The sequence below is a fragment of the Leifsonia sp. NPDC058194 genome (genome assembly GCF_042883605.1).
Lineage (GTDB): Bacteria > Actinomycetota > Actinomycetes > Actinomycetales > Microbacteriaceae > Leifsonia.
Genome location: NZ_JBHVVL010000001.1, coordinates 1,090,803 through 1,116,708, shown reverse-complemented (window position 1 = coordinate 1,116,708; position 25,906 = coordinate 1,090,803). Strand labels below are relative to the sequence as shown.

Below are 25,906 nucleotides of genomic sequence, written 5' to 3'. Positions count from 1 at the left end.
GTGGTGAGACGAACGCGGATGAGGCCCGGGACGCGGTCGCCCGCGTCACACCGGGGGAGGCGGGGTGAGCGGCGGCCCCTGCGGGTCGGAGGTGACGATGGCCTCCCGGTCGCCGAGGGCGGCCCAGACGGCGTCGACCACCGCCGCGGTCACGGCGGACCCGTCGCCCGCGTGGTGCCAGAACTGCGCGCGCACGGTGTAGCGGTGCGGTTCGTGCGCGACGCTCAGCACGCGGATCGGCTCGCGGCGGTGCACGCCGTCGACGGCGGCGCACGCGGCGGCGATCAGGTCGCGCACATCCTCACGGGTCTCGGCCGTGGCGGCGTGCGGGTCGATGGCGACCCGCACCTCCACCTCCGAGCGGCGACCGCCCGCCTCGGACTCGTTGACGAAGGGGTTGCCGATCACGTCCGCGTTCGGGATGTGGGCGATGCGACCGTCCGCCGTGCGCACCACCACCGTGCGGCTGGTGAGCTCGCGCACGGTGCCCCGGTAGCCGGCGACGTCCACGACATCGCCGGCCTTGAACGGCCTGCGCGTCTGCAGCACGAGTCCGGCCGCGAAGTTCTCGCTGATCCCGCGCAGCGCCAGCCCCGCCACGACGGCGACGATCACGGCGACGGCGAGCACCGGCTGGATGGGCGCGCCGAGGAACGCGATGCCGACGCCGATCCCGAGCACGATGACGGTGAGCCGCACGACGCGGGCGATCCGCCGCCCGGTATCGGGTGTGACGCCCGGGATGCGCGCGCAGAGCCTCAGCGTGGCGCGATGGGCCAGCACGCCCAGCACGATGCCGGCCGCGACCGAGATCAGGGCGAACAGCACCGACCACGTGTCGAGGCCCGCGAAGAACCCCGCCGCGTCACCGGCCGTCGCCGTGCGCATCATGCCGATCCCCTCGCCGTCCGTGCCGCGACAGTACCGGCCGGGCGGCGCGGGCGTCTAGGGGCGCGAACGGGCGGGCCGGGGTCGTCCCGGCCCGCCCGTTCGATGCGTCTCGCGCCCCGCGCCCCGCGCCCCGCGTCCGCGCCTCAGGCGACGAGCGTGAAGCCCGCCGTCCAGGAGACCCGCTCGGCGGCGGCGAGGGTGATCTGCAGGAAGCCCAGCGACTCGAGCTCGCGGGCGCGCTTGAGCGAGCCGGCGTCGACCGCCTTCAGGCCGCCGGCCGTCACGATGCCGGCGAGCGTCGCCTTCGCGTCGTCGTCGTCTCCGGCGATGAGCACGGTGGTGGTCTCGGCTCCGACCGTGCCCGAGGCGAGCGTCGCCCCGAAGTTGGTGTTGAACGCCTTGACGACCTTCGACTGCGGGAGCGCGGCGGCGATCACCGCGGCGGCCGAGCTGTCGGCCGGGACGGCCAGACCGTCGAAGGTGGCGAAGTCGACGGGGTTGGTGATGTCGACGACGATCTTGCCGGCGAGCGCCTCTCCGTAGGTCGCGATGACCGACTCCACCTCGGGGTACGGGACGGCGAAGACCACGACATCGCCGGCGACGGCACCGCCGTCGCGACCGAGGTACTCGACCGTGCTGCCGCCGGCCGCAGCAACGCCGCCGATCGCCTTCGCCATGTTTCCGTTGCCGATGATGCTGACCGAGCTCATGAGGTTCCTTTCCGGCTGACGCCGTGATTAGTTGATGCTTCAACCAATGTACGACGGGTTGGTTGAAGCGTCAAGTTATTTGCTAGAATCGCCGTATGACGACGAGCGACGACCTCGCCGGGCGCGAACGCGACGCCTGGATGGGCCTCGTCGCGCTCACGCAGCTGCTGCCTCCCGTCATCGACGGCCAGCTCTCGCGCGACTCCGCGGCGACGCACTACGAGTTCTTCGTGCTCTCGCGTCTGGCCGAGTCGCCGAACCACCGGCTGAGACTCAGCGCGCTCGCCACGGCGACCAACGCCTCCGTCTCGCGTCTCAGCCACGTGATCACCCGCCTGGAGGCCCGCGACCTGGTGAAGCGGATGCCCTGCGAAGAGGACGGCCGCGCGACCAACGCGGTGCTCACCGATGCGGGCGCCGAGTTCGTCGCGACCGCCGCCCCCGGCCACCTCGACACGGTGCGCTCCCGCGTGCTCGGAGCGCTCACGCCCGAGCAGGTCGAGCAGCTGGCTGCGATCTCCGCCTCCATCGTCGGCGCCATCGACCCGTCACGGCGCCCCAGCGACGCCTGCGCCTCGATCGTCGCCGCCACCACGACGTAGGCACCGCGACGTCAGCATCGCGGCGTCAGTCGATCAGGTCGCGCCCGGCCAGCAGGCGGAGCACCTCGCGACCCGCGGGCGGGCAGCGATCGGCGTCCGCCGTCGTGACCCAGTGCAGCGCGCCGACCTCCGCCGACGGCGCGGGCTCGGCGTCGGTGAACGCGCGGAACACGCGCATGTGCACCATCCGCCCCTCGGCCTGGCCGTGCGCCAGCGTGCGCACCTCGAACAGCTCCTCCAAAGCGTCCGGATCGAGAGACAGCGCCACCTCTTCCGACGCCTCCCGCGCCGCCGCCTGGGCGGGGGTCTCGCCGGGATCGATCTTGCCGCCGGGCATGTAGTGCACGTCGCGACCGCGCGCCGTCACCATGAGCACGGTGCGATCGCGCACCAGGGCGATCGCGGCGACCTGCAGCGGGGGGAGCGTCATGCCTCAACGCTAGGCGATGCGGCTGCCGGCGACGGCTGCCTCCCGACGCCGCTACCCCTCGACGACCTGCTTGAGCTGCCGCAGCCCCTTCTCGAAGTCCTTGCCGACCAGCTTCTCGATGTTGAAGAGGCGCGACATGAACGTCGTGGGGCTCTCCATCCGCCAGATCACGCGGGTGCGACCGCCCTCGGGAGTGAGCGCGAACCGCAGATCGCTCGCCGAGCGGAACGGCCGGGTGAACTCGAGCGCGATGCTCACGCCGTCGGCGTCCACGGCCGTGACCTGCATGCGGCCGGCTCCCGCCTTGCGGTTGCCCGACCAGGCGTAGCCCGATCCGACGGAACCCGCCTCGCCGCTGTACTCGCGATGGAGGTCCGCATCCAGCCCCTCCCACGGCGACCAGTCGATCCACGCCGGGAGGTCCGCGATGCGGCGCTGCAGGTCTTCGGGGGTCGCGGCGATGAGTTCTGTGCGTTCGACGACGGTCGTTCCGGCCATGCGGCCAGGGTAGCGCCTCTGGTCCCGGCGCGGACGGCTGCGTAACGTGGGGGCCGGAGGTGCCGCCCATGTCCCCGACCACGCCCCCGTCCGCCGCCGGGCGGACCATGCTCCTCGATTCCGCGTCGCTGTATTTCCGCGCGTTCTACGGGGTCCCCGACACGGTGCGCTCGCCGGAGGGCGAGCCGGTCAACGCGGTGCGGGGGTTCCTCGACATCATCGCCCGGCTGGTCGCCGACTACGGCCCCGAATCGCTGGTCGCCTGCTGGGACGACGACTGGCGCCCGCGGTGGCGCGTCGACCTCATCCCGAGCTACAAGGCGCACCGGGTGGCTCGGGAGGTGCCTGGCGGCGTGGATGTGGAGGAGACGCCGGAGGCGCTGGTGCAGCAGGTGCCGGTGATCCGGGAGGTGCTCGGCGCTCTCGGCCTCGCGATCGTCGGCGCCCCGCAGCACGAGGCGGACGACGTGATCGGCACGCTGGCCTCTCGTGGCGACGGCCCGGTGGATGTCGTGACGGGTGACCGCGACCTCTTCCAGCTCGTGGACGACGCGCACGACGTGCGGGTGATCTACACCGCGCGCGGGATGAGCAACCTCGAAGTGCTGACCGACGGAGTCGTCGAGGGGAAGTACGGCGTGCGGCCCGACCAGTACGCCGACTTCGCGGCCATGCGCGGGGACACGTCCGACGGCCTCCCGGGCGTCGCCGGCGTCGGCGAGAAGACCGCCGCGGCGCTCCTGGCCGAGTACGGCTCGCTCGACGCGATCCGGGCGGCGGCGGCGGACGACTCCAGCGCCATGAAGCCCGCGGTGCGTGCCCGCTTCGCCGCGGCGACGGACTATCTGGATGTCGCCCCGCGCGTCGTCGAGGTGGTGCGAGACCTCGATCTGCCGCGCGTGGATGCGCGGCTGCGGCGACCGGATGCGGCACAGCGCGACGCGCTCGACGCCCTCGCCGCCCGCTGGGGCCTCGGCGGCTCGCTCGACCGCCTCCTCGCGGCCCTCCCGGACTGAGCCCTGCGCCGCCTCGCCATCCGTTCCGGACTTCTGCACGCTTCGCGACGGCGTGTTGCGTGCACAAGTCCGGAACGGATGGCGAGGGCGTGACAGGGCGGGGCGGGCGGGGCGCGGTCAGACGCGGTCGGGCTCCCAGCGCCAGAGCTCGCGCTGGGCGAGCAGAGCGAGCTCGCGGAGCACATCGAGGTCGAACTCGCCGGTCTCGGCGTCGCGCGGGGTGCGGCCGAAGACGCAGAGCGCGCCGATGCGCGTGCCGTCGGGCGCCTCCACGGGATAGCCCGCGTAGTAGCGCAGGTGGGCGGGGCCGGTCACGACGCTGCTGGTCGCGAACCGCTCGTCGAGCCGCGCGTCCGGCACGACCAGCCCGTCGGCCGACGCGATCGTGTACTGGCACGCGGACTGCTCCAGCGGGAACTCACGCGTCGCCGTTCCCGACGCCGCGATGGCCCACTCCTTGTCCGCGTCGAGGATCGTGAACATCGCGATCTCGGTGCCGAGCGTGCGTTGCGCCGTGCCCACGAGACCGTCGAGGCGGGAGTCGCGCCCGCGCTCCGCCAGGCGCAGGCGCTCGATGGCCTCCACACGCTCCGCAGTCGTCCGCGGCGACGGAGGCTCCGCCTGCTCCACCGGCAGCTCGCCGAGGGCCGGCACGATGACGTCGGCGATCCGCCGCGCCCAGAAGAGGTAGTCGGCCGGCCCTCGGTGCCGGGTCGACTCCGAGTGCGGAGGCGCGGGCAACGGCGCGAACAGCGCGCCCTCCTCGCGGCAGATCCGCTCGGCCACGTCGTTCAGCAACGACGCATGGTTCTGTGCTATTCGGGTCGGGCCGTCGTCGTCGGTATCGAGCGAGCGGAGGGGCTGGGCGCCGAGCCAGACGATCGCGCCCGTCCCTCCGCGCGCCGCGCGCACCTCCCGGATGGACGTGCGCATCCGTTCGCCCCAGCGCACCGGGTCCGGCAACCTCAGCGAGTCGGCGAGCGCCGCACTCAGGACCACAACCTCGTAGCGCTCCGGGCCGGCCGAGGCGACGAGCGATCGCAGCCTGCCGACGCCGGCCGAGGGATGCGCCACCACGTCCACGACGGCGCCGCGCCCCGTCGACGAGGCGATCGCGCGGGCGAGCGCCCCCGGCAGCGCGAGGTCGTAGCTCGCGACACCCCAGCCGACGACCGGGCCCGAACCCGCCAGCAGCACCCGCACGCTCCGCCGCCCGGCAGCGAATCCCTGAGGTGAGTCCGCGGGCCGCGTCAGCCCGCTGCGCACGCCGACGACACGCAGCAGTCGCGCTCGAGTCACGAGGCGACGCCCCGCCGTCACGCGTTCTGCATCCATTCGCTTGACGGTATCCCGGCATACCGCATAGGCCAAGCGGCGGCTCGCCGGGTCACCCGGAATGTGTGAGGGCCGTCATCGCACCCCTACGGCAGCGTGTGCCCCGCCGCGCGGAACAGGCGGTACCACTCCTCGCGGGTCAGCGGGAGTTCCGAGCCGGCGGCGGCGTCGCGGACGCGCTGCGCGTTGGTGGTGCCGAGCACGACCTGGATGCCGGCGGGGTGGCGGGTGATCCAGGCGGTGGCGATCGCCGTCGGGGTGACGCCGTAGGCGGAGGCCAGCTCGTCGATGACGTCGTTGAGCTCGGCGAAGTGCTCGCGGTCGCCGAGGAAGACGCCGTCGAAGAAGCCCTTCTGGAACGGCGACCACGCCTGCAGGGTGATGTCGTTCAGGCGTGCGTAGTCGAGGATGCCGTTGTCGCGGTCGATCGACTGGGGCAGACCGGCCATGTTGGCGGCGACCCCCTGCGCGATGAGCGGAGCGTGGGTGATGCTGAGCTGCACCTGGTCCGCCACGATCGGCTGCGTGACGTACCGGCGCAGAAGCTCGATCTGGCCCGGGGTGTGGTTGGAGACGCCGAAGGCGCGCACCTTGCCCGCCGCCTGCAGCTCGTCGAACGCGGCGGCGACCTCCTCCGGCTCGACGAGGGTGTCGGGGCGGTGGAGGAGCAGGAGGTCGAGGTAGTCCGTGCGCAGGGCGGCGAGCGACTCGTCGACCGTGGTGAGGATGTGCTCGCGCGAGAAGTCGAAGTAGCCGTCGCGGATGCCGACCTTGGACTGGATGACGACCTGGTCGCGCTCGGCGGCGGGAACGGCTCCCGCGTCTCCGAACCGGCGCTCGCTCCCGTGCCGCTCCTCGCCGTAGATGTCGGCGTGGTCGAAGACGGTGACGCCTTCGTCGCGGGCGGTGCGCACCAGCGTGCGGATCTCCTCGTCGGTCAAGGGCTCGATGCGCATGAGGCCGAGGACGATGTTGGACGCGTCGACGGCGACGCCGGGGAGGGTGAAGGTTCGCATGACACCCATCCTCCCCCCGTCAACCCCCTCCCCGCCGGTCAGAGCCAGGACTACCGTGCGAAATCCAGGAGAAGACACGCGGAAGATGCGCGGAAGACACGCGGAAGACCGAAGACCCACGATCGAGAGAGGCCGTCCCATGACGATGACACCCGAGATGCAGCTCGCCGTCCAGGACTTCCGCGCCGAGACGCGGCTGGGGAGCCGCCGTTCCCCCGCACTCCCGCGCTATACGGTGCACGCGCTCGGCAGGGACTTCCGAGTGAGCGACGAGATGGCGCAGATCTTCCTGCGCCAGGTCGAGCGGGTCGCCGCCGACGACAGTTCCGCGCTGGTGGTGCTGCGCCACGAGGAGGGCGTGGAGCTGCTGATGGTGACGGACGACAACGCCTTCAGTATTCGGACGATGCCGTAGCCGTACCCTCGGAGGGTGACGGATACCGGCGACGAAGAGGCGGTGCACGCGCTGCGCGCGGCGGTCGCCGAGGCCGTCGGCCTGCTCGGCGAGGCCGGCGCCCGCGACGAGGCGCTCGCCCACTACGAGGACAGGCAGCGCAAGCTCCTGATCATGCGCGAGCCCGTGCTGCGGCCGGCCGGGCGGGTGTGGCGGCTCGGGGTGCTGCTGCTCGACCGCGCGGGCGGCCTGCACGCGACCGGGTCGATCGTCCGCGCGACCGAGCCCGGTCGCACACAGTACGTCTCGGTGTCGGCGGAGACCCGTCGGGCGTATCGGGCGGCTGCAGAGCGCGGGCATTTCCGCGACGGCGAGACGGTCAATTTCGACACGGAACCGGTGGTGCTGGAGGTCGACGCGTTGCGGGAGGCGGCCGGCGCACGCGGTCCGCTGTTCCTCCACGACGGGCGCGTGCTGGTGCGGTGGAGCTCCTCGGTGTCGGATGCGGACGCCCGCGACGCGGTCGCCTACCTGCGGGAGCGGGCCGACCTGCTGGCGAACCCGCCCCAGGGCGCCTGAGGATCAGCTCGCGGTCGCGGCGCCGCCGCTCTTCTTGCCCGTGAGGTCGTCGATCTTCGCCGCCGCCTTGTCGGTGGCCTTGCCCACCGCGTCGCCGACGGTCTCGCCGATGTCGGAGGCGGCCCGGGAGGCGAAGTCCTTCACGTCGTCCTTGACCTGTTGCACGGGGGCGGATTCGGTGAAGCCGCGGACTTTCTTGCGCATGTCGTCGTAGGCGCCACGACCGGCGCGCGAACCGATGACGAACCCGAGGGCGACGCCCGCGACGAAGATGAGAAGTTTCATGTCGCGAACCGTACCCGCGCCCGACAGGAGGCGACAGGGGGCGCGGCGGGGCAGAATGGCGGCGTGACCGAGACCGCTCCCGTCGGGGAGGAGGCCGCCGTGGCGGCCCTCGAGCGCGCGACGGCCGAGTGGGCCGCCGGCGGTGACGAACCGCGCCCCGCGCAGATCGCGTCGGTGCGGGTCGTCGTGCTGGTGGAGGGTGCCAGCGACCGGGCCGCGGTGCACGCGGCGGCAGGGGTACTCGGCCGCGACCCCGCCGCCGAGGGGACAGCCGTCGTCCCCATGGGCGGGGCGATGAGCATCCGCCGTTTCGCCGGGGTGTTCGCCAAGGGCGGGGGCCCGACCGGACCGCGAGGGGCTCCCGAGCTGCGCGGTCTGTGTGACGTCGCCGAGCGGCGGTTCTACGAACGCGCAGGGTTGGCGGACTCCGCGATCGCCGTGTGCGACCCCGACCTGGAGGGCGAGCTGATCGAGGCGCTCGGCCTGCCGGCGACCGAGGAGGTGCTGGCGCGGGCGGGCGATCTGCGCCTGTTCCGCACGTTCCAGAACCAGCCCGCCCAGCGCTCGAGGCCCGAGGCGGCGCAGCTGCACCGGTTCTTCGGCACGACAGCCGGGCGCAAGGAGCAGTACGGCCGTCTGCTGACGGCGGCCCTCCCGCCGGCGCGCCTCCCGCGCCCGTTGCTGACCGTGCTCGGGGCGCTGCGGCCGCGCGCGTAGGGTGGTCGGCATGCCTTCGCTCGACGACCGTCTCGCCGCCCTCTTCGACGCCCGCGACCGCGCCGACATGGCGCCCACGATCGCGGCGCTGCTGGAGGTGCTCGCCGAGCATCCCGACGACGCCCGCGTGCTCTACGAGGTCGGCGGCGCCTACGACACGGCCGGCGAGGAGGAGACGGCCGCCGGCTACTACGAGCGGGCGCTCGACCGGGGCCTCGACGGCGAGACGCTGCGCAAATGCCTGCTGCAGTACGGGAGCACCCTGCGCAACCTCGACCGCTTCGACGACTCGCTGGCGGTGCTCGACCGGGCGCGCGCCGCCTTCCCGGAATCGGAGTCCGTGCAGACCTGGCACGCCCTCTCGCTGCACGCGGCCGGGCGCAGCGACGCCGCTGTGGCCGAGCTGATGGAGCTCGTCGCCGACCGCCTCCGCACTCCGGACCTGCTGCGGTACGAGCCGGCGCTGCGCGGAAACGCCGAGTACCTCCGCTCGCTCGACGGCGCGCGGAACGTCTAGTCGGGCGAGGCCACCGCGAGGCGGAAGCGCTCCGGCGCCCGCTCGCCGTGCAGAGCGAGCCGGGAGAGCACGTCGCCGAGCGCCGGCCCGAACTTGAAGCCGTGCCCGGAGAAGCCGGTCGCCACGGTCACCGGGCCCACCCGGTCGAGCACGAAGTCGGAGTCGGGGGTCGTGTCGTAGAGGCAGCTGATGGCGTCGGGATGGGAGGCGTCGACGCCCGGCACCCATTCGGCGACGTACTTCTGCAGGCGTTCGAGCCGCGCCGGGTCGATCGTGCGATCACGGTCGTCGGGGTCGACCACCGGGCCGTAGCCGTGCGCGCCGACCTTCACGCCTTCGCCGGGGGTGAGCAGCCCGTAGACGCTCGGGACCTCAGGGTCGGTGGGATGGTGCACGAAGCTCGGCCAGAGGCTCTCGTCGTCCGCCGGGCCCGGCAGCAGGGGGAAGTGCGCGGGCTGCTCCTCGGTGACGCGCACGTCGGGCAGCTCGGCGCCGTGGCGCGAGAGCCAGGCCCCGGCGAGCGCCGGCGTCCACGAACCGGCCGCGACGACCAGCCGGGCCGCGCGATGCTCCCCGTCGGCGGTGGTCACGACGACCCCGTCGCCGTCGGAGTCGATGCCCTCGACCCGCACCCCGAACCGCAGGTCGGCGCCGGCCGCCGCAGCCGTGTCGAGCAGGGCCTCGATCGCCTCGTGGGCGTGCAGCCTCCCGCCGCCCGGGCTGAACAGCACATGGTCCTCGAACCGGAGGCCGGGCCAGCGCGCGGCCGCCTCGGCCCCTGCCAGGCGCTCGGACGGGAGTCCCTCGGCCGTCATCGCCGCTTCGATCGCCGCGAGGGCCCGGGGGTCGCCGTGGTCGAGCGCTCCGGTGCGGTCGAAGAGGGGCCGCCCGCACTGCTTCTCGAGGCGCTGCCAGCCGGCTGCGGCGTTGACGGTGAGCTGCACGTAGTCGGCGGAGTCGTATCCGTGCCGGAAGATGCGGGATGCCCCGTGCGAGGAGCCGCGGTCGTGACCGCGCTCGAACGCCTCCAGCAGCAGGACCCGGGAGCCGGCCTCGGCGAGCGAGCGAGCGGCGGCGGCGCCGACGACGCCCGCGCCGATGACGATGGTGTCGACGGTCATGGCCGCCACGTTACCCGGCGGCGCCGTGAGGATCATCGGTGCGTTACGTCGCCTTTCGCCGGGCGGGCGAGGACTACCGAGCGGTCTCGGCGGCCGGTGCTCCCTCGCGCGTGACGATCGCGGCGTCGCCGTCCTCGTCCAGCTTCACGCGCAGCGGCTTGCGGAAGGCGCGGGTCAGCACCAGGAGCGTGATGATGCCGATGGTGAGCCAGACGATCCCGTACTCGAGGGCGTCGAGGTGCAGGTTGGCCCACAGCACGCCGGTCAGCAGCATCCCGATGCCGGGAAGGACGATGTTGCGGACGATCTGCGCCGCTCCCTTCCGCTCCTTGCGGCGGATCGCGAAGTGGATGATGACCGTCGCGTTCACCACGGTGAAGGCGATGAGCGCCCCGAAGTTGATCATCGACGAGACGAACTCGAGGGTGAACGCCGCCGCGAGCAGCGACACCGCGCCGACCAGGAGCACGGCCGTCGACGGGGTGCGGAAGCGCGGGTGCACGTAGGAGAGGAGGCGCGAGACGCGTCCGCTGCCGTTGCGCGCCATCACGAAGATCATGCGGGAGACGCTGGCGTGCGAGGCGAGGCTCGACGCCACCGCGGCCGCCACCGCTGCCGAGATGAAGAGGATCTGGAAGAGGAGGCCGCCCGTCTTGAGAGCGATCTCGGGCAGGGTGTCGTCGGTGAAGTCGAAGCCCGCCAGCGTCGGGAACCGGGACTGCGCGAACCAGGCAGCGACGAAGAAGATCGTCCCGCCGATCATCAGTGCGAGCACGATGGCGCGGGGGACGGTGCGGGTGTCCTTCGCCTCCTCGGTGTACATGGTGATCGCGTCGAAACCGATGAACGAGAAGCAGACGACGGTCGCGCCGCCGATCACGGCGGCCAGGTGCACGCCCGAGTGGAAGAGCGGCGTCAGGCTGAAGGCGGTCCCGGTGCCGGCGCCCGCGTTGAGAGCCGCCCAGGTGAGCGCGACGAACACGCCGATCAGCACGATCTGGAAGGCCACGAGCACCCCGTTGACCTTGGAGGTGGACGACATGCTGAACAGGTTCATCGCCGTGATCGCGGCGACGTAGCCGACGACCCAGATCCACCCGGGCACCTGCGGGAAGAACGACTCCAGGTAGAGCCGCACGATCAGCGCGTTGACCAGCGGCAGCAGCAGGTAGTCCAGGAGCGACGACCACCCGACCAGGAACCCGACGTTCGGGTGGATGGTCTCGGAGGCGTAGGTGTAGGCCGAGCCCGCCGACGGGTAGACCCGCGTCATGCGGCCGTAGCTGAGGGCCGTGAACACCATGGCCACGAGGGCGAAGAGGTAGGCGGACGGCACCACCCCGTTCGTCTCACCGGTGACGATGCCGAACGTGTCGAAGACCGTCATCGGCGTCATGTACCCGAGCCCGAGCCCGACGATCGCCCAGAGCCCGAGGGATCGGCGCAGTGACGTGGGTGCGGTGGGTGAGGACACGCGAGCTCCTTCGCTCAGTCGACGAGACGTGTCATCGTACGCACGGCGACGCGCGATCGCCGAATCGCTTGACGACTGATCGCATTGCGAAATCGGCATTCGACCACTGAAAACATTGCGGATCCGCCGTTTGGCGGCGGAATCCGTCTGTACGGACTCTCAGAGTCGAGTCGTGCGCGCGGGCCGGGAGGGGCCGGCGACCCGTGCCGCGATCGCCACCAGCGCGATCAGCGCGGCGGCCGCGAACGCCGCCACTGCGACGGGGGTGGAGGGCGTCGCCCCCTCCAGCCGGGCGACACCGACCCAGGCGAGCCCCCAGGCCGAGGCGGCGGCGGGCGCGAGGCGCCCGCGGTCCCAGAGCGCGAGGGCGCAGCCGATCAGGGCGACCCCCGCGACGACGGCAAGCCCCCACGCGTGGATGCTCCAGCCGAAGCCGTCGAATCCGGCCGCGGTCAGGGCCGCCGCGATGTTCGCGACCGTCGCGACCATCACCCAGCCCAGGTACAAGCCCACGACGCCGTCGAAGAGGACGGCGTCGGCGGTCGTTCCGCCCGGTCGCGCGAGCAACCGCACGAACGCGACGATCAGCACCACCAGGAGCGCGACGATCACGGCGACGCTGACGCCGAGCAGTCCGGCCTGCACCGAGAGGATCCACGCGGCGTTGAGCAGCAGTGATGCGGCCATCCAGTACCCCGCACGGCGCTGGCGGTCGCGGCCGGCCTGCGACGGGAGCGCCTGCCAGATGGCGTAGAGCACGAGCCCGGCGTAGATCACGGACCAGATGCCGAACGCGGGGCCGGCGGGGGCGAGCAGAGTCGCATCCGCGCTCAGCGCCCCTCCGGCGGCGCGCGCGATCGAGGTCCCGCCGAGCAGGCCGGATCCCACCACGGCGCCGACGACCGCGGCCACCGTGGACCCGATCACCACCGTCTGCCGCACACGATCGGCGGCGACGGGCCGCGCGGGAGCGGGGGCGGACTCCCGGGTCAGAGTGCTCATGCGCCACACGGTAGACCGCGGTCCGCACGCCGAGAAGGGTGCGCGTTTCGCGTTGTCAAGGTAGCCTTGACAACGATGACGACGGAACGGGATGCGGTGGAGGCCCTCGCCACAGCGGTGCGGGCCCTGGTGGAGCAGTCGGGCGGCCCGGTCGATCGCGCAGCGGCGCTCGACCTGATCGCGCGCGCGTCCACCGTGCGCGAGCGCTCGGACGCCGCACTGGCCGCGCTGGTCGACGCCGCTCGCGACGCCGGGGCGACCTGGCACGATGTCGGGCGCACGCTCGGCACGAGCAGGCAGGCGGCCTTCCAGCGCTTCGGGCATCCCGTCGACCCACGGACAGGAGCACTCATGGACACGACACCTCTGGCCGGCGCCGACGAGCTGGCGACGGAGATCTTCGGCGAGCTGGCGGCGACGCGGTTCGACGCGGTCACGGCGCGCTTCGACGAACGGATGGCGGAGGCGCTGGACGCCGACGCGCTCGGCGCGGTCTGGGCGCAGGTCGCCGCGGCCGTCGGAGCGTTCGAGAGCGCCGGCGCACCGGCCTCCCGCCGTCTCGGCGATCTGACGGTGGTGGACGTGCCGCTGCAGTTCGAAGCGGGCGACATGGTCGGCCGGGTGACCCTGCATCCGGACCGTCGCGTCGGAGGCCTCTTCGTCCTCGATCCGGCACAGCTCCCCGACGCTCCGGGAGGAACGGCATGAGCGCCGCGCAGCCCGTGGCCGACGCCGTCGACACGGTGCGGCCCGACCGGCCGGCCCGGGTGCCGTGGTTCGCGGTCGGCGCCTACGTGCTCGTCGCCTTCGGGCTCGCCTGGCTCGTCGCCCTGCCGCTCTGGCTCGACGGGGGTCTGAGCAATCCCCTCGCTCCCGTGCTGCTCGTCGTGATGATGTTCACGCCCACGATCGGCGCGCTCGTCGCGGTGTTCCTCGTGCAGCGCCCGCGGCCGCGCTCGGTGCCCGAATACCTCGGGATGTGGCCGTTGCGACCGGTCTGGCGGATCCTCGGGCTCACCCTGGCCGGTATCTTCGGTTCGATCGCGGTCTCGGTCGCGTCCGTGTTCATCGCGGCGGCCGTCGGCGCCGTCCGGCTCGATCTGACGGGGTTCTCGGGGTTCGCCGAGCTCCTGCACGATCAACTGGCCGCAGCCGGCGTGCAGCAGGAGCTGCCCATCCCGATCGGCGTGCTGGTGGCGCTGCAGCTGGTGGCGATCCCGGTGGGCGCGCTCTTCAACGGCTTCGCGACGGTCGGCGAGGAGCTGGGGTGGCGCGGCTGGCTCCTGCCCAGCCTGCGCCCGCTCGGCACCTGGCCCGCCCTGCTGCTCAGTGGCGCGATCTGGGGCCTCTGGCACAGCCCGATCATCCTGCTCGGCTACAACTTCGGCGAGCCGAACCTGCTCGGAGTGCTGTTCATGACGCTGGGCTGCACCGCCTACGGCGTGCTCATCGGCTGGCTGCGTCTGCGGTCGGGCTCGGTCTGGCCCGCGGTGTTCGCGCACGGTGCGTTCAACGCATCGGCCGGCGTCGGCGCGCTGCTGCTCGCGGCGGGCTCCCCCGCCTCGCCGCTCGCCCTCCTGCCGCTCGGCTGGACGGGATGGATCGTGTGCACGATCATCGCGGTCGTGCTCGTGCTGTGCGGCCAGTTCCGCCGTCAGCCCACGCTGGTCAGGAAGACGCCGCTGACCGCGCGATGACGACGGTGGAGCCGCGCTCGTCGTCCTGCTCGATGACGACGGCGAGCCCGCCGGCGGTGAAGAGCGCGGCGCTCACGGATGCCTGCTCGTCGCTCGCCTCGATGAGCAGCACGCCGCCCGGCGCAAGCCAGTCCGGGGCCCCGGCGGCGATCCGCCGGTGCACGTCGAGCCCGTCCCCGCCGCCGTCGAGGGCGACCGCGGGCTCGTGGTCCCGCGCTTCGGGAGGCATGCGCGAGATCTCGACGGTGGGGACGTAGGGCGCGTTGACTGCGATCACGTCGATCCCTCCGCGCAGCTCGCGCGGCAGCGGCGCGAACAGGTCGCCTTCGAAGACCCGGGCGGCCGGTTCGAGGTTGGCGCGGGCGCAGCGCACCGCCGCCGGCTCGACATCGGCTGCGAGCACGCGCGCGTCCGGCACCCGGCGCAGCACGACCGCGGCGATGGCGCCGACGCCGCAGCAGAGATCGAGGACCGTCGGGCCGGGCCGGGCCGCCGCCTCCTGCGCCGCGCGCTCGGCGAGCAGTTCGGTGCGATGGCGCGGGACGAAGACCCCGGGCTCGACGCGCAGCCGCAACCCGGCGAACTCCGCCCAGCCGAGCAGGGGCTCGAGCGGCTCACCCGCGACCCGGCGAACGACGAGCCGCTCCAGCTCGTCGGGGTCGCCGCCGGCGGCCTCGGCCAGCAGCAGCGCCTCGTCCTCCGCGAAGACGCAGCCCGCCGCGCGCAGCCGCAGCACGAGCGCGCCGTCGGGCTGCCCGTGGTCGGGCTGCGGAGCGGGGTCGGTCATCCCGTCATGCTAACCGCGACGTACTCCCGCGGGTTCAGCACCGGCTCCCGGGCTCAGTACGGCGTGACCGCGAGCAGCCGGGCGAGGTGGGCGGCGTTCTTCGCCGCGATCGCCGTCGTGCCTGCCGTCGTCTCGGGCGTCTCGTCGAGGTCCTTGTAGTCGACCGTCTGCATCGCCTCTCCGTTCCAATACGTCGCGCCCTGCGACGGGACGGTGAAGCCCACGTCGTTCAGGCCCTGGAACAGGTCGGCGATGATGGCGTGCGCGCCGTCCTCGTTGCCGACGACGGCGGCGATGGCGACTTTTCCCTCCACGAGGGGACGGCCCGAGTCGTCTGTCTCGGAGAGCTCGGCGTCCAGGCGCTCGAGCACCCGCTGCGCGATGGACGAGAGATGGCCCATCCACGTCGGGGTGACGATCACGAGGATGTCGGAGGCGATGACCTGCTTGCGGATCTGCGGCCACTGGTCGCCGTCGCCCTCGTCGAGTCCGACGCCGGGCTTGATGTCGTAGTCGGCCAGACGCACGGCCGTGCCGGTCACGTCGTGCGTGGCGAGCTCGTCCAGGAGCTGGGTCGCGAGGAGCTGGCTGCTGGACTCGCCCGGCGAGGGCTTCAGCGTGCAGACGAGGGCCAGCGCGGACAGGGGGCGTGCGGAATCGGTCATGCCTGCACGAAACGCCCCGCGCGCCGTGGACGCAACCGGCTTGACAGGCACCGATCGCAGGACGGACGGTCCGGATGCAGGACTGCACTGGCGGATCATCCAACCCCGCGTACTATCGGCCGGGACATCCATTTCCGCGCACCCGGGCGGAGCGAGACACATAGGAAAGCGAGCGGGAGAGGGCATGCAGGTGTTCCACGTCTACATCGACGATCTCCGCTTCACCTTCGTCGACCGTGCTCCCGTCGACGAGCTCAAGGAGCGGGTCGTCCAGGCGAGCAGGAGCGAAGGGGACTTCGTCTCCATCACCCAGTCCAGCCGGCCGCCGAGCGAGGTGTTCGTCACCGCCCAGACCCGGGTGCGGATCGAGACGGCGACGATCCCCCGGGAATCGGGCCCGGCGCACGCCTCGGGAGACGACGAGGACGACGCCTTCTGGTTCGACTTCGACTCCCTCTCCTGATCCGCGGCCACGATGACGTCGCTGTGGGTCGAGACCGCTCCTCCCATCCCCACTGATCCGTTCGAGTGGGACGCCCGCTTCGACACCATCGTCGTGGGAGCCGGGCTCACCGGCCTCGCGACCGCCCTCATGCTGGCGCGGTCCGGCAGCCGTGTCGCTGTGCTCGAGGCCCGGAGGGTCGGGGCGGTGACGACCGGCAACACCACCGGCAAGGTGAGCCTGCTGCAGGGCAGCACCCTCGCCGGCATCCGCCGCCGTACCTCCGACCGCGTGCTGTGCGCCTACGTCGACGGCAACATCGCCGGCCAGGGCTGGCTGCTCGACTTCCTCGACGCGCAGGGCGTGCGGTACGAGGTGCGCGACGCGGTGACCTACGCGACCACTCCCGACGGACTCGACCGGCTGGACGCGGAGCTCGCGGCCATGCGAGCGGCCGGGCTGGGCGCGAGCCGCCAGGAGGGGGACGGCGAGCTGCCCTTCGCCGTGGAGGGCGCGCTCACGCTCCCGGCGCAGGCGCAGGTGCACCCCCTGCGCGTCCTCGCCGCTCTGGCCGCCGAGTTCCGCCGGCTCGGCGGGCGCGTGTTCGAGGGCGAGCGGGTGACCCACGTCTCCGCGTCCGCCCCGGCCGAGGTGACGAGCACCTCCGGGCGCACGCAGGCCGATCAGGTGGTGCTGGCGACGGGGACGCCCATCCTGGACCGCGGACTCTATTTCGCCAAGACCGCGGCGGAGCGCTCCTACGTCGCCGCGTTCGAGGTCACGGAGGGCATCCCCCACGCGATGCACCTTTCGGCCGAGACGCCGGTGCGGTCCCTGCGGCAGGCGGGCGATGCGGGCGAGCTGCTCCTGGTCGGCGGCAACGGGCACCCCGTCGGTCGCGCCGACTCCCCCGCCCGGCACCTCGCCGAGCTCACCGCATGGGCCGAGGAGCACTTCCCCGGAGCCCGGCGAACCCACTGGTGGGCGGCCCAGGACTACCGGTCGGCGAACCACGTGCCCTTCGTCGGCTGGCTCCCTCGCGGTCGCGGACGGATCTTCCTCGCGACGGGATACGCGAAATGGGGGATGACGAACGCCGTCGCCGCCGCCCTCAGCCTCTCCGCCGACCTGACCGGCGAGACGCTGGAGTGGGCGCGGGTGCTGCACCATCGGGTGACCCGACCGGGCGACCTCGCCGAGGGCGCGGCGATCAACGCGGCCGCCGGTGCTTCGGCCGCGACCGGGTGGACCGCCGCCGGCACCGCGCCCGCGTACGGCGCCCTCCCCGCCCCCGCCGAGGGCACCGGGAGGCTCGTGCGGCACGGGACGACGACCGTCGCCGAGTCCACCGTGGACGGCGCCGCCTGCGCGGTCTCGGCGATCTGCAGCCACCTCGGCGGCGTGGTGCGCTGGAACGACGCCGAGCTGTCCTGGGACTGCCCGTTGCACGGCTCCCGGTTCGCCCCCGACGGCTCGGTGCTCGAAGGTCCGGCCACCGAACCGCTCGCCGCGGCTCCGTCTCCGCTGGGCCACGCGGGCGACGACGGGGATCCGGTGTCCCGCGTGGGAGGCTAGTCAGATCAGTCCATCCGGCAGTAGGGTCACGGCATGACAATTCCGAACGACGAGAACACGCCGCACGAGCCGGCCGGCGCCCCCGCCGGGTCGGACGCCGTCCCGCCGGTCCCGCCCGTCCCGCCGGCGCCGCCGGCCCCCGACGCCGCACCGGCCGCCTCCCCCGAGCCGCCCGTGGCACCGCCTGTACCTCCGGCCGCGCCGGCCGCGCCGGTCCCGCCGGTGGCCCCGCCCGCGCCCGCCGCGGACCTCCCGCCCGCGCCCCCCGCGCCGCCGGCCTTCCCGGCGTACGCCGCGACGCCCGGTGCGCCGGTCGTCGCGCCCAGCGCTCCCCCGAGCACCGTGAACACGGCCTTCTGGCTGTTCATCGCCTCCGCGCTCCTCAGCGTGGTCAGCGGCATCATCGCGGTTGTCGCCGTCGGCAACTCGCGTCAGCAGCTGATCGACACGCTCCAGAACGGCAGCACCGAGCTGCACGGCGTGACGACCGACCAGTTCGTCGATGCCGCGGTCGCCGTCGGCGTCACCTGGGCGATCGTCACGCTGATCTTCTGGGCGATCGTCTTCGTGCTGTTCGCCTTCTTCGCCCGCCGGGGAGCCAACTGGGCCCGGATCGTCCTCACGGTGCTCACCGCCCTCTCGCTGCTGAACGTTCTGGCGAGCTTCGGTGTCGGCGGCCTGCAGGTGGTGGCGTCGATCATCGCCGTCGTGCTGCTCTGGCTGCGCCCGTCGAGCGAGTACTTCGCCGCGGTGAAGGCCTCGAAGGCGCCGCGCGCCTGATCCATCCATGAGACGCCGAGGCGGTGAGCTGCTCACCGCCTCGGCGTCTGTGCGTTCACTCCGCTTCGCCGCGATGCGTCAGGGTTCGGGGCGGGCATCGCGCAGGTCGCGCTCGGCCGCACGGACCGCTGCCTGAGCCGCCGTGATGCGCTTGCGCAGGTCGCGCTCGGCGGCCCGCGCCTCCGCGAGCTCGTCCGTCGTCCGCTCGAGCCGGCGTGCGAGCGTCTCGCGTTCCGCTTCCAGGTCGGTGCGGCGGTCGACCTCGGCGTCCAGTTCGTCGTCGAGTCCCTCTGCGTCGGCCCGGGCGCGTTCCAGCGCCTTCTCGGCGGTGCGGATGCGCCGCTCGCGCTCCCGGCGTTCGCTCGGCGACTCGCGTGGAGCCGCATCCGCCTCTGCGTCGGCGGCGGGTGTCGGCGCGGTCGCTCGAGGGCGATCGGGAGGGGGAGCATCCACGTCGACGGGCAGTGCGACCGCGTCCGAGACGTCGACCTGGTCGACGCCGGTGGACTCGAGCGCGCGCAGCAGCAGCCCGCTCCGCACCGCGGCCGCCGCCGCGGCGTCGACGACGGCGGCCTGCAGGGTCTCCTCGACCTCCCGCGCGACCGTCGCGCTCAGCCCGAGCCCGCGCGTCGCCTTCTGGAGCAGGCGCTGGCGCTCCCGCGTCAGATCGCGGATCGCCGCCCGGTCGCGATCGGCGAAAGCCGCACGCATCCGGTCGCCGATCTCCAGCACGTCCTCGACGGCGTCGGGATGCTCCCGCACGAGCGCGTTGATGGCGGCCGCGGAGGCCGTCGGCTTGCGGAAGGCGCGGATCCGCTGCGCGAGATCGCGATCGGCACCGGATGCCGCGGCGCTCCTGCGCTCGACGAAGTCGCCGGGCGCAGCGCCGTAGAGCTCGTCGGCGACCTCCCGCAGATCCATGCCGCGAGCATACGCGCGGCGGGCGCCGGCGAGCGTACGGGCTCCGCCCAGGCTCAGTGGTTGCGCAGGGCGTCGATCAGCTGCGCCTTGGTCTTCTTCGAGTAGCCGGTGAGGCCGAGCTCCTTCGCCCGCTTCTTGAGGTCGGGGACGGTCCAGTCGTCGTATGACCCGGATTCGCCGCCCTTCCGGCCGACCGACGACCGGCCGCGCGCAGCCGCCGCATTCGAGATCCGTGCCGCCTTCTCTTTCGAGTCGCCCTCGTCGCGCAGCTTCTCGTACAGCTCCTCGTCCTTCAACTGCGGCTGTCCCGGCATCGTGCGCTCCTTCCGTCGCGTGCTGTCATCCAGGTGGATGTGCGGCGCACGGTACTCCGCGTCAGGGGGCCGCGTCAGAGGGTCCGCGTCAGGGGGTTCGCGTCAGCCGGTCTCAGCGGGTCGTCACGCCGCCGACTCCGCCCGCACCTGCGCCAGCAGCGCCGCGGCGACGGTGTCGAACGGCTCCAGGTCGCGCGTCGCCCGGCTGAGGATGACACCCCCTTCGGCGGCGGCGAGCAGGAGGGTCGCGAAGCGCTGCGCATCGGCCTCCGTCATCCCTCCACGGGCGAGCAGTGCGGCGAGGTGCCCGCGCCACACCGTGAACGCCGCCGCCGCACGCTCGCGCAGCACCTCGGTGTCGGCGTCGACCGTCACGGCGACCAGGGCACAGCCCGCCTCGAACCCGGAACGGGTCAGCAGCAGTCGCCACGCGTCGAGGAAGAGCTCGGCGACCCGCTCGGCGGACTCTCCGGCCCGCTGGTCGAGCAGCGCCACCGCATTCTCGGCGGAGCGGTCGACCGCCGCGGCGATGAGCTCGTCTTTGCCGCCGGGGAAGTGGTGGTAGATCGAGCCGCGCGGGGCTCCCGTCACATCCAGCACCTCCGAGAACGAGGTGCCGGCGAGGCCTCGGGTCGCGAGCAGGCGGATGGCGCCGTCGACCATGCGCGAACGGACGTCTGCGGGCACGGGCGTGCTCCATCCCGACGGTGGGTCTTGACTATGACGACCGTCATAATCTACCGTCTATGCATACCATCATAGTTTTGACAGGAGCAGCCACCATGCCCATGATCGACGTCTACGCCCCCACCACCCTCTTCCCGGCCGACGCGGACGAGCGACTCGTCGACGAGCTCACCCACGCCGTCCTGCGTGCGGAGGGCGTCGCCCAGCCCGGCGCGTTCCACCTCGACAACACCGCCGCCTTCATCCACCGCCTCCCCACGACGGCTCTCGGCACGGCGGCGACCCCGTCCGCACCGGTCGTCCGCGTGCAGATCGTCACGCCTCCCGATTCGCTCGATCGCGAGGGCCAGCGGACGATCACGCGGGAGGCGACCGAGATCGTCCGTGCCACCGCCGGTTCCGACGTGCGGACCTGGGTCATCCTCACCGAGGCCGCCGAGGGCGGCTGGGGCATCCAGGGCACCGCCTTCGGCGTCGAGGAGTTCACCGCGCTCGCGAAGGCCGCGGCCGCGGCGTCCTGACCGACGGCCGCACGACGGAAGGGCCGCCCGATCGTCGGATCGGGCGGCCCTTCGTGCACGAACCGGGACTACTCCGGCGAGGAGCCCTCGGTCACGGCGCGAGTCGCCGACCGGCGACGCCAGGCCGCCACGATCAGCGCGGCCACACCGGCCAGGAGCACACCGCCGGCGATGCCGAGCGGCAGGGTCACCGACGATCCGGTGCTGGCGAGGGCATCCGAACCCGTCGCCGCAGGGCTCGTCTCCGGATCGGCCGGTCCGGCGGCGGCGACCAGCGTCAGGTCGTCCCAGCCGATCAGGGCCCCCTGCGCATCCACGATCGCCAGCTTGTGCGCGCCCAGAGCGGCGTCGGCCGGGATGGTGACCGAGAAGGCTCCACCCTCGACGACCGCGGTGGCCAGCGGACGCGGGGTCGAGAAGAGCACCGGGGTGACCGTCTCGCCTTCGTTCGCCCCGTCGAGCAGGGTGACGTGCACCACGCCGCCCGGAACGGCCGTCGCCGGCACGCGGACGGGGCCGCGGGTCTCGTCGGTGAGGTCGTCCTCGGTGATCGGCTCCGGGCCGGGGATGACCGGCGTCGTGAGCGTCGACGAGCACGTCGTGCACGTCGAGCCGAGGGCGCCGACCGTGGCCGTCGCGACGAGCGAGCCGCCCGACGACGTCTTCGAGACGACGGCGGTGAACGCCGTGGTCGCCGATCCGCCGACAGCCGTGTCCGGCACGCTCCAGGTGAGGGTCGTGCCGCTGAGAGCCAGGCCTGCGGGGAGGGCCGACGTGTCGATCGCCGCGTCGTCCAGCACATCGGCCAGGTCGACCGTCGCCGTCGCGCCGGTCAGAGCGATCTGCCCGGTGTTCGCGGCGGTCAGCGTGTAGGTGATCTCCTGCTCGGGTGCGACCCCGCCGTCGACGGGGTCGGAGGCGAGACCGAGCGTCCACGTCGACGGCCACGCGGGCTTGTCGGCGTCGAACAGCCAGTCCTGGAAGAACGCGCCCAGGTCGCGGCCCGAGAGCTCCTCGGCGAGCGCGACGAAGTCGGCCGTCGTCTTGCTCTGGCCCGCGTAGCGCTGCACCCAGGTCTTCATGATGTCGTCGAACGCGCTCTGGCCGACCGACTGGCGCAGTGCCTCCAGCGTCATCGCGCCGCGGGTGTAGACCTGCCAGTCGAACAGGTCGGCCGGGTCGGTCATCGCCGCGGGCGGGATGCCCCAGCGCGCATTGCTCGCCGCCGTCGTGTTCCAGGTGTTGAAGAGGCTCGACGCGGTGGTGGTCGTGCTGCCGTGGTCCTGGTTGTACTGGGTGGGGATGAAGGTGGCCGGGCCCTCGTTGAGCCAGATGCTGTTCCAGTCGGCCGGGGTGACCGAGTCGCCGAACCACTGGTGGGCCAGCTCGTGGATGAACGTGCTCGCCGACACGGAGCGCTCGAAGTACGGGCGGTCCTGGGTCTCCAGCGCATAGCCGAGGGTCGTGATGTCGACCACGAATCCGGTGCTGCCGCCCGGGTAGGCGCCGTACTTGGATTCGAGGTAGTTGAGGATCTCGGGCAGCGCCGCGCGGCGGGTCTGGATGGTCGCCTGGTTCGACGTCGACACGGCCGGGTCCACGAAGGTCCACTCGTGGATCGTGCGCCCGCTGACCGCGAGGGCAATGTCCGACTCGTAGACGAGGTACTTGCCGATGGTGATCATCGCCAGCTCCGTCGCCATCGGCCGGCTCTGCCGCCAGTGCCAGGAGGTGCGGGTGCCGTCGCCGCTGACCGTCTTGGCGACCAGCTCGCCGTTGCTGACCGCCGCGGCCGAGACGCCGTCGATGGTCGTCGGGGCGTCGATGGTGATGTCGTACGTGGCCTTGTCGGCGGGCGTGTTGTTGCTCGGGAGCCAGGTCATGTTGCCGACGGGCTGGCCGAGGGCGGTGGCGCCGTCGGAGGTGGAGACCCATCCCTCGCTCGAGCCGTCCGGGTCGACGTGGGTGACCGGGGTGCCCGAGTACGCGACGGCCACGGTGAAGTCGCCGGTGACCGTCGCCGCCGGGGTGACGATCAGCTTGTAGGAGCTGATGCTCGGGTCGCTGGTGCGCGTGAACGCGGCGGGCGACCCGTTCACGAGCACGGACGAGACCGTGAGCCCCTCGAAGTCGAGGGAGAACGACGAGAGCGCCTGGGTCGCGGTGGCACTGATCACCGTGGTGGCGGTGATCGTCTTGTCGGCGTTGAACGCGAGGGCGGCGTCGTAGTGCTTGACGTCGTATCCGCCGTTGCCGATGCCACGGAAGAGGGAGTCGCCGATCGACGTCGCACCGGGGGTGCCGTCAACGGCGACCGCCGCGCTGGCGAGAGTGATCTGGCTCGCGCCGAGGAGCGCGGTGACTGCGACGGCGGCGAGCGAGCGCATCAGCCTCCGCCGCGTGGGGATCGTCCGGGTTTTCAACTGTGGTCCTCCAAGGGGGCGCGTCTTCCGATCGCGCGATCGGCGATCGCACGGGTGGGGCAGGGGAGGTGCAGAATGCGTGACGAAGATTCATTGCGCGCCCATGGCGCAGCAGCGCATGCTTATTGCATGAGCACGTGAACATTCGGTGAAGAGCACCGTATCGAACGTTTGTTACGAACATGAGTCTTCTCTCACGGATCACTTCGATCTTCCATGCGCCCCCCGCTTGCGGCTCTTGTCCTCCCCGCCCTCGACCCGCAAACCTGGCTGCATGACCGCTCACGACATCCCCGATACCACCGAGATCCGCGAGAAGATGGCGTCCGGCCAGCAGGACGCGATGTCCGCTCTCGGACTGACCGCCGTCGTCGAGGTATGGGAGGACGGCTACCGGGCGGCCGCCGCCGCGGACAGCACGTTCGAGTGGTGGTACTTCGACTGCCAGTTCGACGACGGCTCGACCCTCGTCGTCACGTTCTCGAACAAGCCGCACACCGACCCGTCGGGCCCGCTCGCGCCGAGCCTCCTCATCATCCGCCAGCTCGCGGACGGCACCCGCCTGCACCTCGAGCCGCACTACGAGGCGACCGACTTCAGTGCGGCGACCGACCGCTGCGACGTGCGCATCGGGCCCAACAGCGTCACCGGCGACCTGGACCACTACCGGATCCACATCGAGACCGAGGGCATCACCGCCGACGTCACCATCGACCGCGCGGCGCCGTCGTGGCGACCGGGGGCCGGAATCAACTACTTCGACTCCGCGCGCACGCACTTCCTCGCCTGGGTCGTGCCCGTGCCGTATGGCACGGTCTCCGCGACCATCACCCAGGACGGCGCGACGACGTCAGTGACGGGCAGCGCCTACCACGACCACAACTGGGGCAACCATCTCATGGGGTCGTTCCTCGACCACTGGTACTGGGGCCGGGCCCACGTCGGCGACTACACGGTCGTCTACGTGCGGATGACGACCAAGGGCCTCTTCGGCTTCGGTGAGATCAACATCCCCACCTTCTACCTCGCGACCGCCGACCGCGTGATCACGGACGACCTGCTCCCGCTGCGCCTCACCACCAGCGGCGACGTCGACGGCCCGGGCCACCAGACCTACCCCACCCGGATGGAGTGGACGTGGAGCTCCGAGCGCGGCACCATCACGATGACCGCGACGAATCCGGCCCTGATCGAGTCGATCGACATGCGCACGCCGCGCCACGGCCTCGCGAAGGCGCTGCACGCCGGCGAGCACCCGATGTACTACGACTTCAACGCCGATCTCGAGCTCGACATCGCGCTCGACGACCTGAGCGATCACGTGGCGGGGCGGACCCTCTACGAGAAGATGATGTTCCGCTGAACCGCCTCAGTCGGGCAGGTGCGCCTCGACCTGGTCCTCGGTCATGACGACCATCCCGCCGGTGCGCTGAGAGGTGTGCATGAGCGCCTCCAGCCACTGCGGGTTGATCGCCGGGGGGCGGCTGCCGCTGAACTGGAACGCCAGCGGGACCTCCCGGCTGATCCAGAGGGAGACCCGGCCCGAGCCCTGCTCGACCGGGACGTCCCAGTTCAGGAGGAAGCTCTCGTGGCGGCGCAGTTTGGCGACGACAGCGAGCTTGACGTGGCTCAGCACGCGGTCGTCGAGGTCGTATTCCTGACCTGCGCCGTAGACGAGTTTTCCCATGATGTTCATAGTGTGCCTTACCGGCATCACGGCTGCGCGCTGTCGTCAGGGGGATTGACGCGATTCTCGCGCCGCGGTATTTTGCACGCCTTCATCCCGGATCGGCGCCGAACCTGGGAAACCCCTCAATCGGGGGACATTCCGCCATCCAGTCGCCGACCCGGCTCCGGAGCACTCCCGACGGCCGGCGATCGCCGGTCGCACGAAAGTAGGGAGTTCACCATGCAGAACGTCACGAAGCGAGTCGGGATCATCGGTGCCGGAGCAGCTGCGGCCGGACTCATCGTGGGCGGGATCGCCCTCCCGGCGAACGCCGCGACGAACGACAGTGACACCACCCGCACGACCACGACGGTGCCGACCTCCGTCGCAACGGACGCCCTCGACTACCTGAGCGTGTCCGACATCCTGCACACCGTGCACGTCTCGCCGACCGTCGGCGACGTGAACGTGGGACCGCTGGTCGGCGACGTCGCCAGCGGCAACACCGTCGGCGACGTCGCGAGCGGCAACCCGATCGCCAGCGGCAACGAGGCGAACGGCAACTCCGTCGGCAGCGGCAACTCGACCCCGATCGGCTCGGGCAACGACACCAGCGCCCCGATCGGATCCGGCAACGACACCACCGCCCCGATCGGCTCGGGCAACAGCACCGGCAACGGCGCATCGGTCGGCAACGGGACGGACGTGGGCACCTCGGTCAGCGACCTCGGCGCGTCCATCTCCGACTCCGTCAAGGGGACCGTCGACGACGCCCTCAAGGGCCTCAACGGCACCAGTGACCTCGGCGCCGTGCTCGGTCGCTGACCCGCACCAG

At 72.1% G+C, this 25,906-nt stretch carries 31 protein-coding genes; 14 read left to right on the top strand and 17 right to left on the bottom strand.

Annotation, left to right across the window (positions count from 1 at the left end):
* Positions 1-45 precede the first annotated feature (45 nt).
* Both ACFVU2_RS05440 and ACFVU2_RS05435 read right to left on the bottom strand, forming a co-directional pair.
* Positions 46-891 (bottom strand): mechanosensitive ion channel family protein, encoded by an 846-nt coding sequence (locus ACFVU2_RS05440; protein WP_387871913.1) that lies wholly within the window; start codon positions 889-891, stop codon positions 46-48.
* Between the two features lie 143 nt (positions 892-1,034).
* Positions 1,035-1,604 (bottom strand): NADPH-dependent F420 reductase, encoded by a 570-nt coding sequence (locus ACFVU2_RS05435; RefSeq protein WP_387871911.1) that lies wholly within the window; start codon positions 1,602-1,604, stop codon positions 1,035-1,037.
* Between the two features lie 95 nt (positions 1,605-1,699).
* On the opposite strand from ACFVU2_RS05435, the gene ACFVU2_RS05430 reads away from it, so the two are divergent.
* Positions 1,700-2,206 (top strand): MarR family winged helix-turn-helix transcriptional regulator, encoded by a 507-nt coding sequence (locus ACFVU2_RS05430; protein ID WP_387871909.1) that lies wholly within the window; start codon positions 1,700-1,702, stop codon positions 2,204-2,206.
* A gap of 25 nt (positions 2,207-2,231) precedes the next feature.
* Here the strand turns inward: ACFVU2_RS05430 and ACFVU2_RS05425 are convergent, their stop codons facing one another.
* Together ACFVU2_RS05425 and ACFVU2_RS05420 are read right to left on the bottom strand one after the other, a co-directional pair.
* Entirely contained in the window at positions 2,232-2,636 is a 405-nt protein-coding gene (locus tag ACFVU2_RS05425) for an NUDIX domain-containing protein (protein ID WP_387871908.1), read from the bottom strand.
* Between the two features lie 51 nt (positions 2,637-2,687).
* Entirely contained in the window at positions 2,688-3,134 is a 447-nt protein-coding gene (locus ACFVU2_RS05420; protein WP_387871906.1) for an SRPBCC family protein, read from the bottom strand.
* A gap of 107 nt (positions 3,135-3,241) precedes the next feature.
* Between ACFVU2_RS05420 and ACFVU2_RS05415 the strand changes: the two genes are divergently transcribed.
* Positions 3,242-4,150: a 5'-3' exonuclease H3TH domain-containing protein gene (locus ACFVU2_RS05415; protein WP_387872398.1), complete on the top strand. Its 909-nt coding sequence runs from the start codon at positions 3,242-3,244 to the stop codon at positions 4,148-4,150.
* A 117-nt stretch (positions 4,151-4,267) separates the two neighbouring features.
* On the opposite strand, the gene ACFVU2_RS05410 is transcribed toward ACFVU2_RS05415, so the two are convergent.
* Positions 4,268-5,485 carry a hypothetical protein gene (locus ACFVU2_RS05410; protein WP_387871904.1) on the bottom strand — a complete coding sequence of 406 codons (1,218 nt, stop codon included), beginning with the start codon at positions 5,483-5,485 and terminating at the stop codon, positions 4,268-4,270.
* A gap of 86 nt (positions 5,486-5,571) precedes the next feature.
* A complete protein-coding gene (locus tag ACFVU2_RS05405; protein WP_387871902.1) occupies positions 5,572-6,501 on the bottom strand; it encodes an aldo/keto reductase family oxidoreductase in 930 nt (309 codons plus the stop codon).
* Positions 6,502-6,640: 139 nt separating this feature from the next.
* Here ACFVU2_RS05405 and ACFVU2_RS05400 point away from each other — a divergent pair, with 139 nt between their 5' ends.
* Together ACFVU2_RS05400 and ACFVU2_RS05395 are read left to right on the top strand one after the other, a co-directional pair.
* On the top strand, positions 6,641-6,916 hold the full coding sequence (locus ACFVU2_RS05400; protein ID WP_387871900.1) for a TetR family transcriptional regulator: 276 nt from the start codon (positions 6,641-6,643) through the stop codon (positions 6,914-6,916).
* 15 nt (positions 6,917-6,931) lie between these two features.
* On the top strand, positions 6,932-7,474 hold the full coding sequence (locus ACFVU2_RS05395) for a hypothetical protein (protein WP_387871898.1): 543 nt from the start codon (positions 6,932-6,934) through the stop codon (positions 7,472-7,474).
* A gap of 3 nt (positions 7,475-7,477) precedes the next feature.
* Here the strand turns inward: ACFVU2_RS05395 and ACFVU2_RS05390 are convergent, their stop codons facing one another.
* Positions 7,478-7,759 carry a hypothetical protein gene (locus ACFVU2_RS05390; protein WP_387871896.1) on the bottom strand — a complete coding sequence of 94 codons (282 nt, stop codon included), beginning with the start codon at positions 7,757-7,759 and terminating at the stop codon, positions 7,478-7,480.
* 63 nt (positions 7,760-7,822) lie between these two features.
* Here ACFVU2_RS05390 and ACFVU2_RS05385 point away from each other — a divergent pair, with 63 nt between their 5' ends.
* Both ACFVU2_RS05385 and ACFVU2_RS05380 read left to right on the top strand, forming a co-directional pair.
* Positions 7,823-8,476: a TOPRIM nucleotidyl transferase/hydrolase domain-containing protein gene (locus ACFVU2_RS05385; protein ID WP_387871894.1), complete on the top strand. Its 654-nt coding sequence runs from the start codon at positions 7,823-7,825 to the stop codon at positions 8,474-8,476.
* A gap of 10 nt (positions 8,477-8,486) precedes the next feature.
* Positions 8,487-8,993: a tetratricopeptide repeat protein gene (locus ACFVU2_RS05380; RefSeq protein WP_387871892.1), complete on the top strand. Its 507-nt coding sequence runs from the start codon at positions 8,487-8,489 to the stop codon at positions 8,991-8,993.
* On the opposite strand, the gene ACFVU2_RS05375 is transcribed toward ACFVU2_RS05380, so the two are convergent.
* From ACFVU2_RS05375 to ACFVU2_RS05365, 3 genes are all read right to left on the bottom strand, one after another.
* Positions 8,990-10,114, bottom strand: coding sequence for an FAD-dependent oxidoreductase (locus ACFVU2_RS05375; protein ID WP_387871891.1), 1,125 nt, complete (start codon positions 10,112-10,114; stop codon positions 8,990-8,992). The genes ACFVU2_RS05380 and ACFVU2_RS05375 overlap by 4 nt on opposite strands.
* 73 nt (positions 10,115-10,187) lie before the next feature.
* Positions 10,188-11,588, bottom strand: a complete 1,401-nt coding sequence (locus ACFVU2_RS05370) for an APC family permease (RefSeq protein ID WP_387871889.1) — start codon at positions 11,586-11,588, stop codon at positions 10,188-10,190.
* A 159-nt stretch (positions 11,589-11,747) separates the two neighbouring features.
* Positions 11,748-12,590 carry a tryptophan-rich sensory protein gene (locus ACFVU2_RS05365; RefSeq protein WP_387871887.1) on the bottom strand — a complete coding sequence of 281 codons (843 nt, stop codon included), beginning with the start codon at positions 12,588-12,590 and terminating at the stop codon, positions 11,748-11,750.
* Between the two features lie 75 nt (positions 12,591-12,665).
* On the opposite strand from ACFVU2_RS05365, the gene ACFVU2_RS05360 reads away from it, so the two are divergent.
* Both ACFVU2_RS05360 and ACFVU2_RS05355 read left to right on the top strand, forming a co-directional pair.
* A complete protein-coding gene (locus ACFVU2_RS05360; protein ID WP_387871886.1) occupies positions 12,666-13,298 on the top strand; it encodes a DUF3887 domain-containing protein in 633 nt (210 codons plus the stop codon).
* A complete protein-coding gene (locus ACFVU2_RS05355; protein WP_387871884.1) occupies positions 13,295-14,287 on the top strand; it encodes a CPBP family intramembrane glutamic endopeptidase in 993 nt (330 codons plus the stop codon). The genes ACFVU2_RS05360 and ACFVU2_RS05355 overlap by 4 nt, the downstream gene beginning before the upstream one ends.
* Here the strand turns inward: ACFVU2_RS05355 and ACFVU2_RS05350 are convergent.
* Positions 14,259-15,074 carry a putative protein N(5)-glutamine methyltransferase gene (locus tag ACFVU2_RS05350; RefSeq protein WP_387871883.1) on the bottom strand — a complete coding sequence of 272 codons (816 nt, stop codon included), beginning with the start codon at positions 15,072-15,074 and terminating at the stop codon, positions 14,259-14,261. The two genes, ACFVU2_RS05355 and ACFVU2_RS05350, sit on opposite strands and share 29 nt — an antisense overlap.
* A 53-nt stretch (positions 15,075-15,127) precedes the next feature.
* Positions 15,128-15,739 carry a flavodoxin family protein gene (locus ACFVU2_RS05345; RefSeq protein ID WP_387871881.1) on the bottom strand — a complete coding sequence of 204 codons (612 nt, stop codon included), beginning with the start codon at positions 15,737-15,739 and terminating at the stop codon, positions 15,128-15,130.
* Positions 15,740-15,923: 184 nt separating this feature from the next.
* On the opposite strand from ACFVU2_RS05345, the gene ACFVU2_RS05340 reads away from it, so the two are divergent.
* Genes ACFVU2_RS05340 through ACFVU2_RS05330 form a run of 3 tightly spaced genes read left to right on the top strand, consistent with a single transcriptional unit; the run spans position 15,924 to position 18,536 of the window.
* On the top strand, positions 15,924-16,202 hold the full coding sequence (locus ACFVU2_RS05340) for a hypothetical protein (RefSeq protein ID WP_387871879.1): 279 nt from the start codon (positions 15,924-15,926) through the stop codon (positions 16,200-16,202).
* A 12-nt stretch (positions 16,203-16,214) separates the two neighbouring features.
* Complete coding sequence (locus ACFVU2_RS05335) at positions 16,215-17,756, top strand: FAD-dependent oxidoreductase (protein WP_387871877.1); 1,542 nt, start codon at positions 16,215-16,217, stop codon at positions 17,754-17,756.
* Positions 17,757-17,789: 33 nt separating this feature from the next.
* Complete coding sequence (locus ACFVU2_RS05330; protein ID WP_387871875.1) at positions 17,790-18,536, top strand: hypothetical protein; 747 nt, start codon at positions 17,790-17,792, stop codon at positions 18,534-18,536.
* Positions 18,537-18,614: 78 nt separating this feature from the next.
* On the opposite strand, the gene ACFVU2_RS05325 is transcribed toward ACFVU2_RS05330, so the two are convergent.
* From ACFVU2_RS05325 to ACFVU2_RS05315, 3 genes are all read right to left on the bottom strand, one after another.
* Entirely contained in the window at positions 18,615-19,457 is an 843-nt protein-coding gene (locus ACFVU2_RS05325; RefSeq protein WP_387871873.1) for a hypothetical protein, read from the bottom strand.
* A 53-nt stretch (positions 19,458-19,510) separates the two neighbouring features.
* Positions 19,511-19,771 (bottom strand): Rho termination factor N-terminal domain-containing protein, encoded by a 261-nt coding sequence (locus tag ACFVU2_RS05320; protein WP_387871871.1) that lies wholly within the window; start codon positions 19,769-19,771, stop codon positions 19,511-19,513.
* Positions 19,772-19,894: 123 nt separating this feature from the next.
* On the bottom strand, positions 19,895-20,458 hold the full coding sequence (locus tag ACFVU2_RS05315) for a TetR/AcrR family transcriptional regulator (protein WP_387871869.1): 564 nt from the start codon (positions 20,456-20,458) through the stop codon (positions 19,895-19,897).
* Between the two features lie 95 nt (positions 20,459-20,553).
* Here ACFVU2_RS05315 and ACFVU2_RS05310 point away from each other — a divergent pair, with 95 nt between their 5' ends.
* Positions 20,554-20,979, top strand: a complete 426-nt coding sequence (locus ACFVU2_RS05310) for a 4-oxalocrotonate tautomerase family protein (RefSeq protein WP_387871867.1) — start codon at positions 20,554-20,556, stop codon at positions 20,977-20,979.
* Between the two features lie 68 nt (positions 20,980-21,047).
* On the opposite strand, the gene ACFVU2_RS05305 is transcribed toward ACFVU2_RS05310, so the two are convergent.
* Positions 21,048-23,366, bottom strand: coding sequence for a M1 family aminopeptidase (locus ACFVU2_RS05305; protein WP_387871865.1), 2,319 nt, complete (start codon positions 23,364-23,366; stop codon positions 21,048-21,050).
* A 310-nt stretch (positions 23,367-23,676) separates the two neighbouring features.
* Here ACFVU2_RS05305 and ACFVU2_RS05300 point away from each other — a divergent pair, with 310 nt between their 5' ends.
* Positions 23,677-24,765, top strand: coding sequence for a hypothetical protein (locus ACFVU2_RS05300; RefSeq protein ID WP_387871863.1), 1,089 nt, complete (start codon positions 23,677-23,679; stop codon positions 24,763-24,765).
* Positions 24,766-24,771: 6 nt separating this feature from the next.
* Here ACFVU2_RS05300 and ACFVU2_RS05295 read toward each other — a convergent pair whose 3' ends face one another.
* Entirely contained in the window at positions 24,772-25,098 is a 327-nt protein-coding gene (locus tag ACFVU2_RS05295) for a hypothetical protein (protein WP_387871861.1), read from the bottom strand.
* A gap of 213 nt (positions 25,099-25,311) precedes the next feature.
* On the opposite strand from ACFVU2_RS05295, the gene ACFVU2_RS05290 reads away from it, so the two are divergent.
* Positions 25,312-25,896, top strand: a complete 585-nt coding sequence (locus ACFVU2_RS05290) for a hypothetical protein (protein WP_387871860.1) — start codon at positions 25,312-25,314, stop codon at positions 25,894-25,896.
* Positions 25,897-25,906 lie beyond the last annotated feature (10 nt).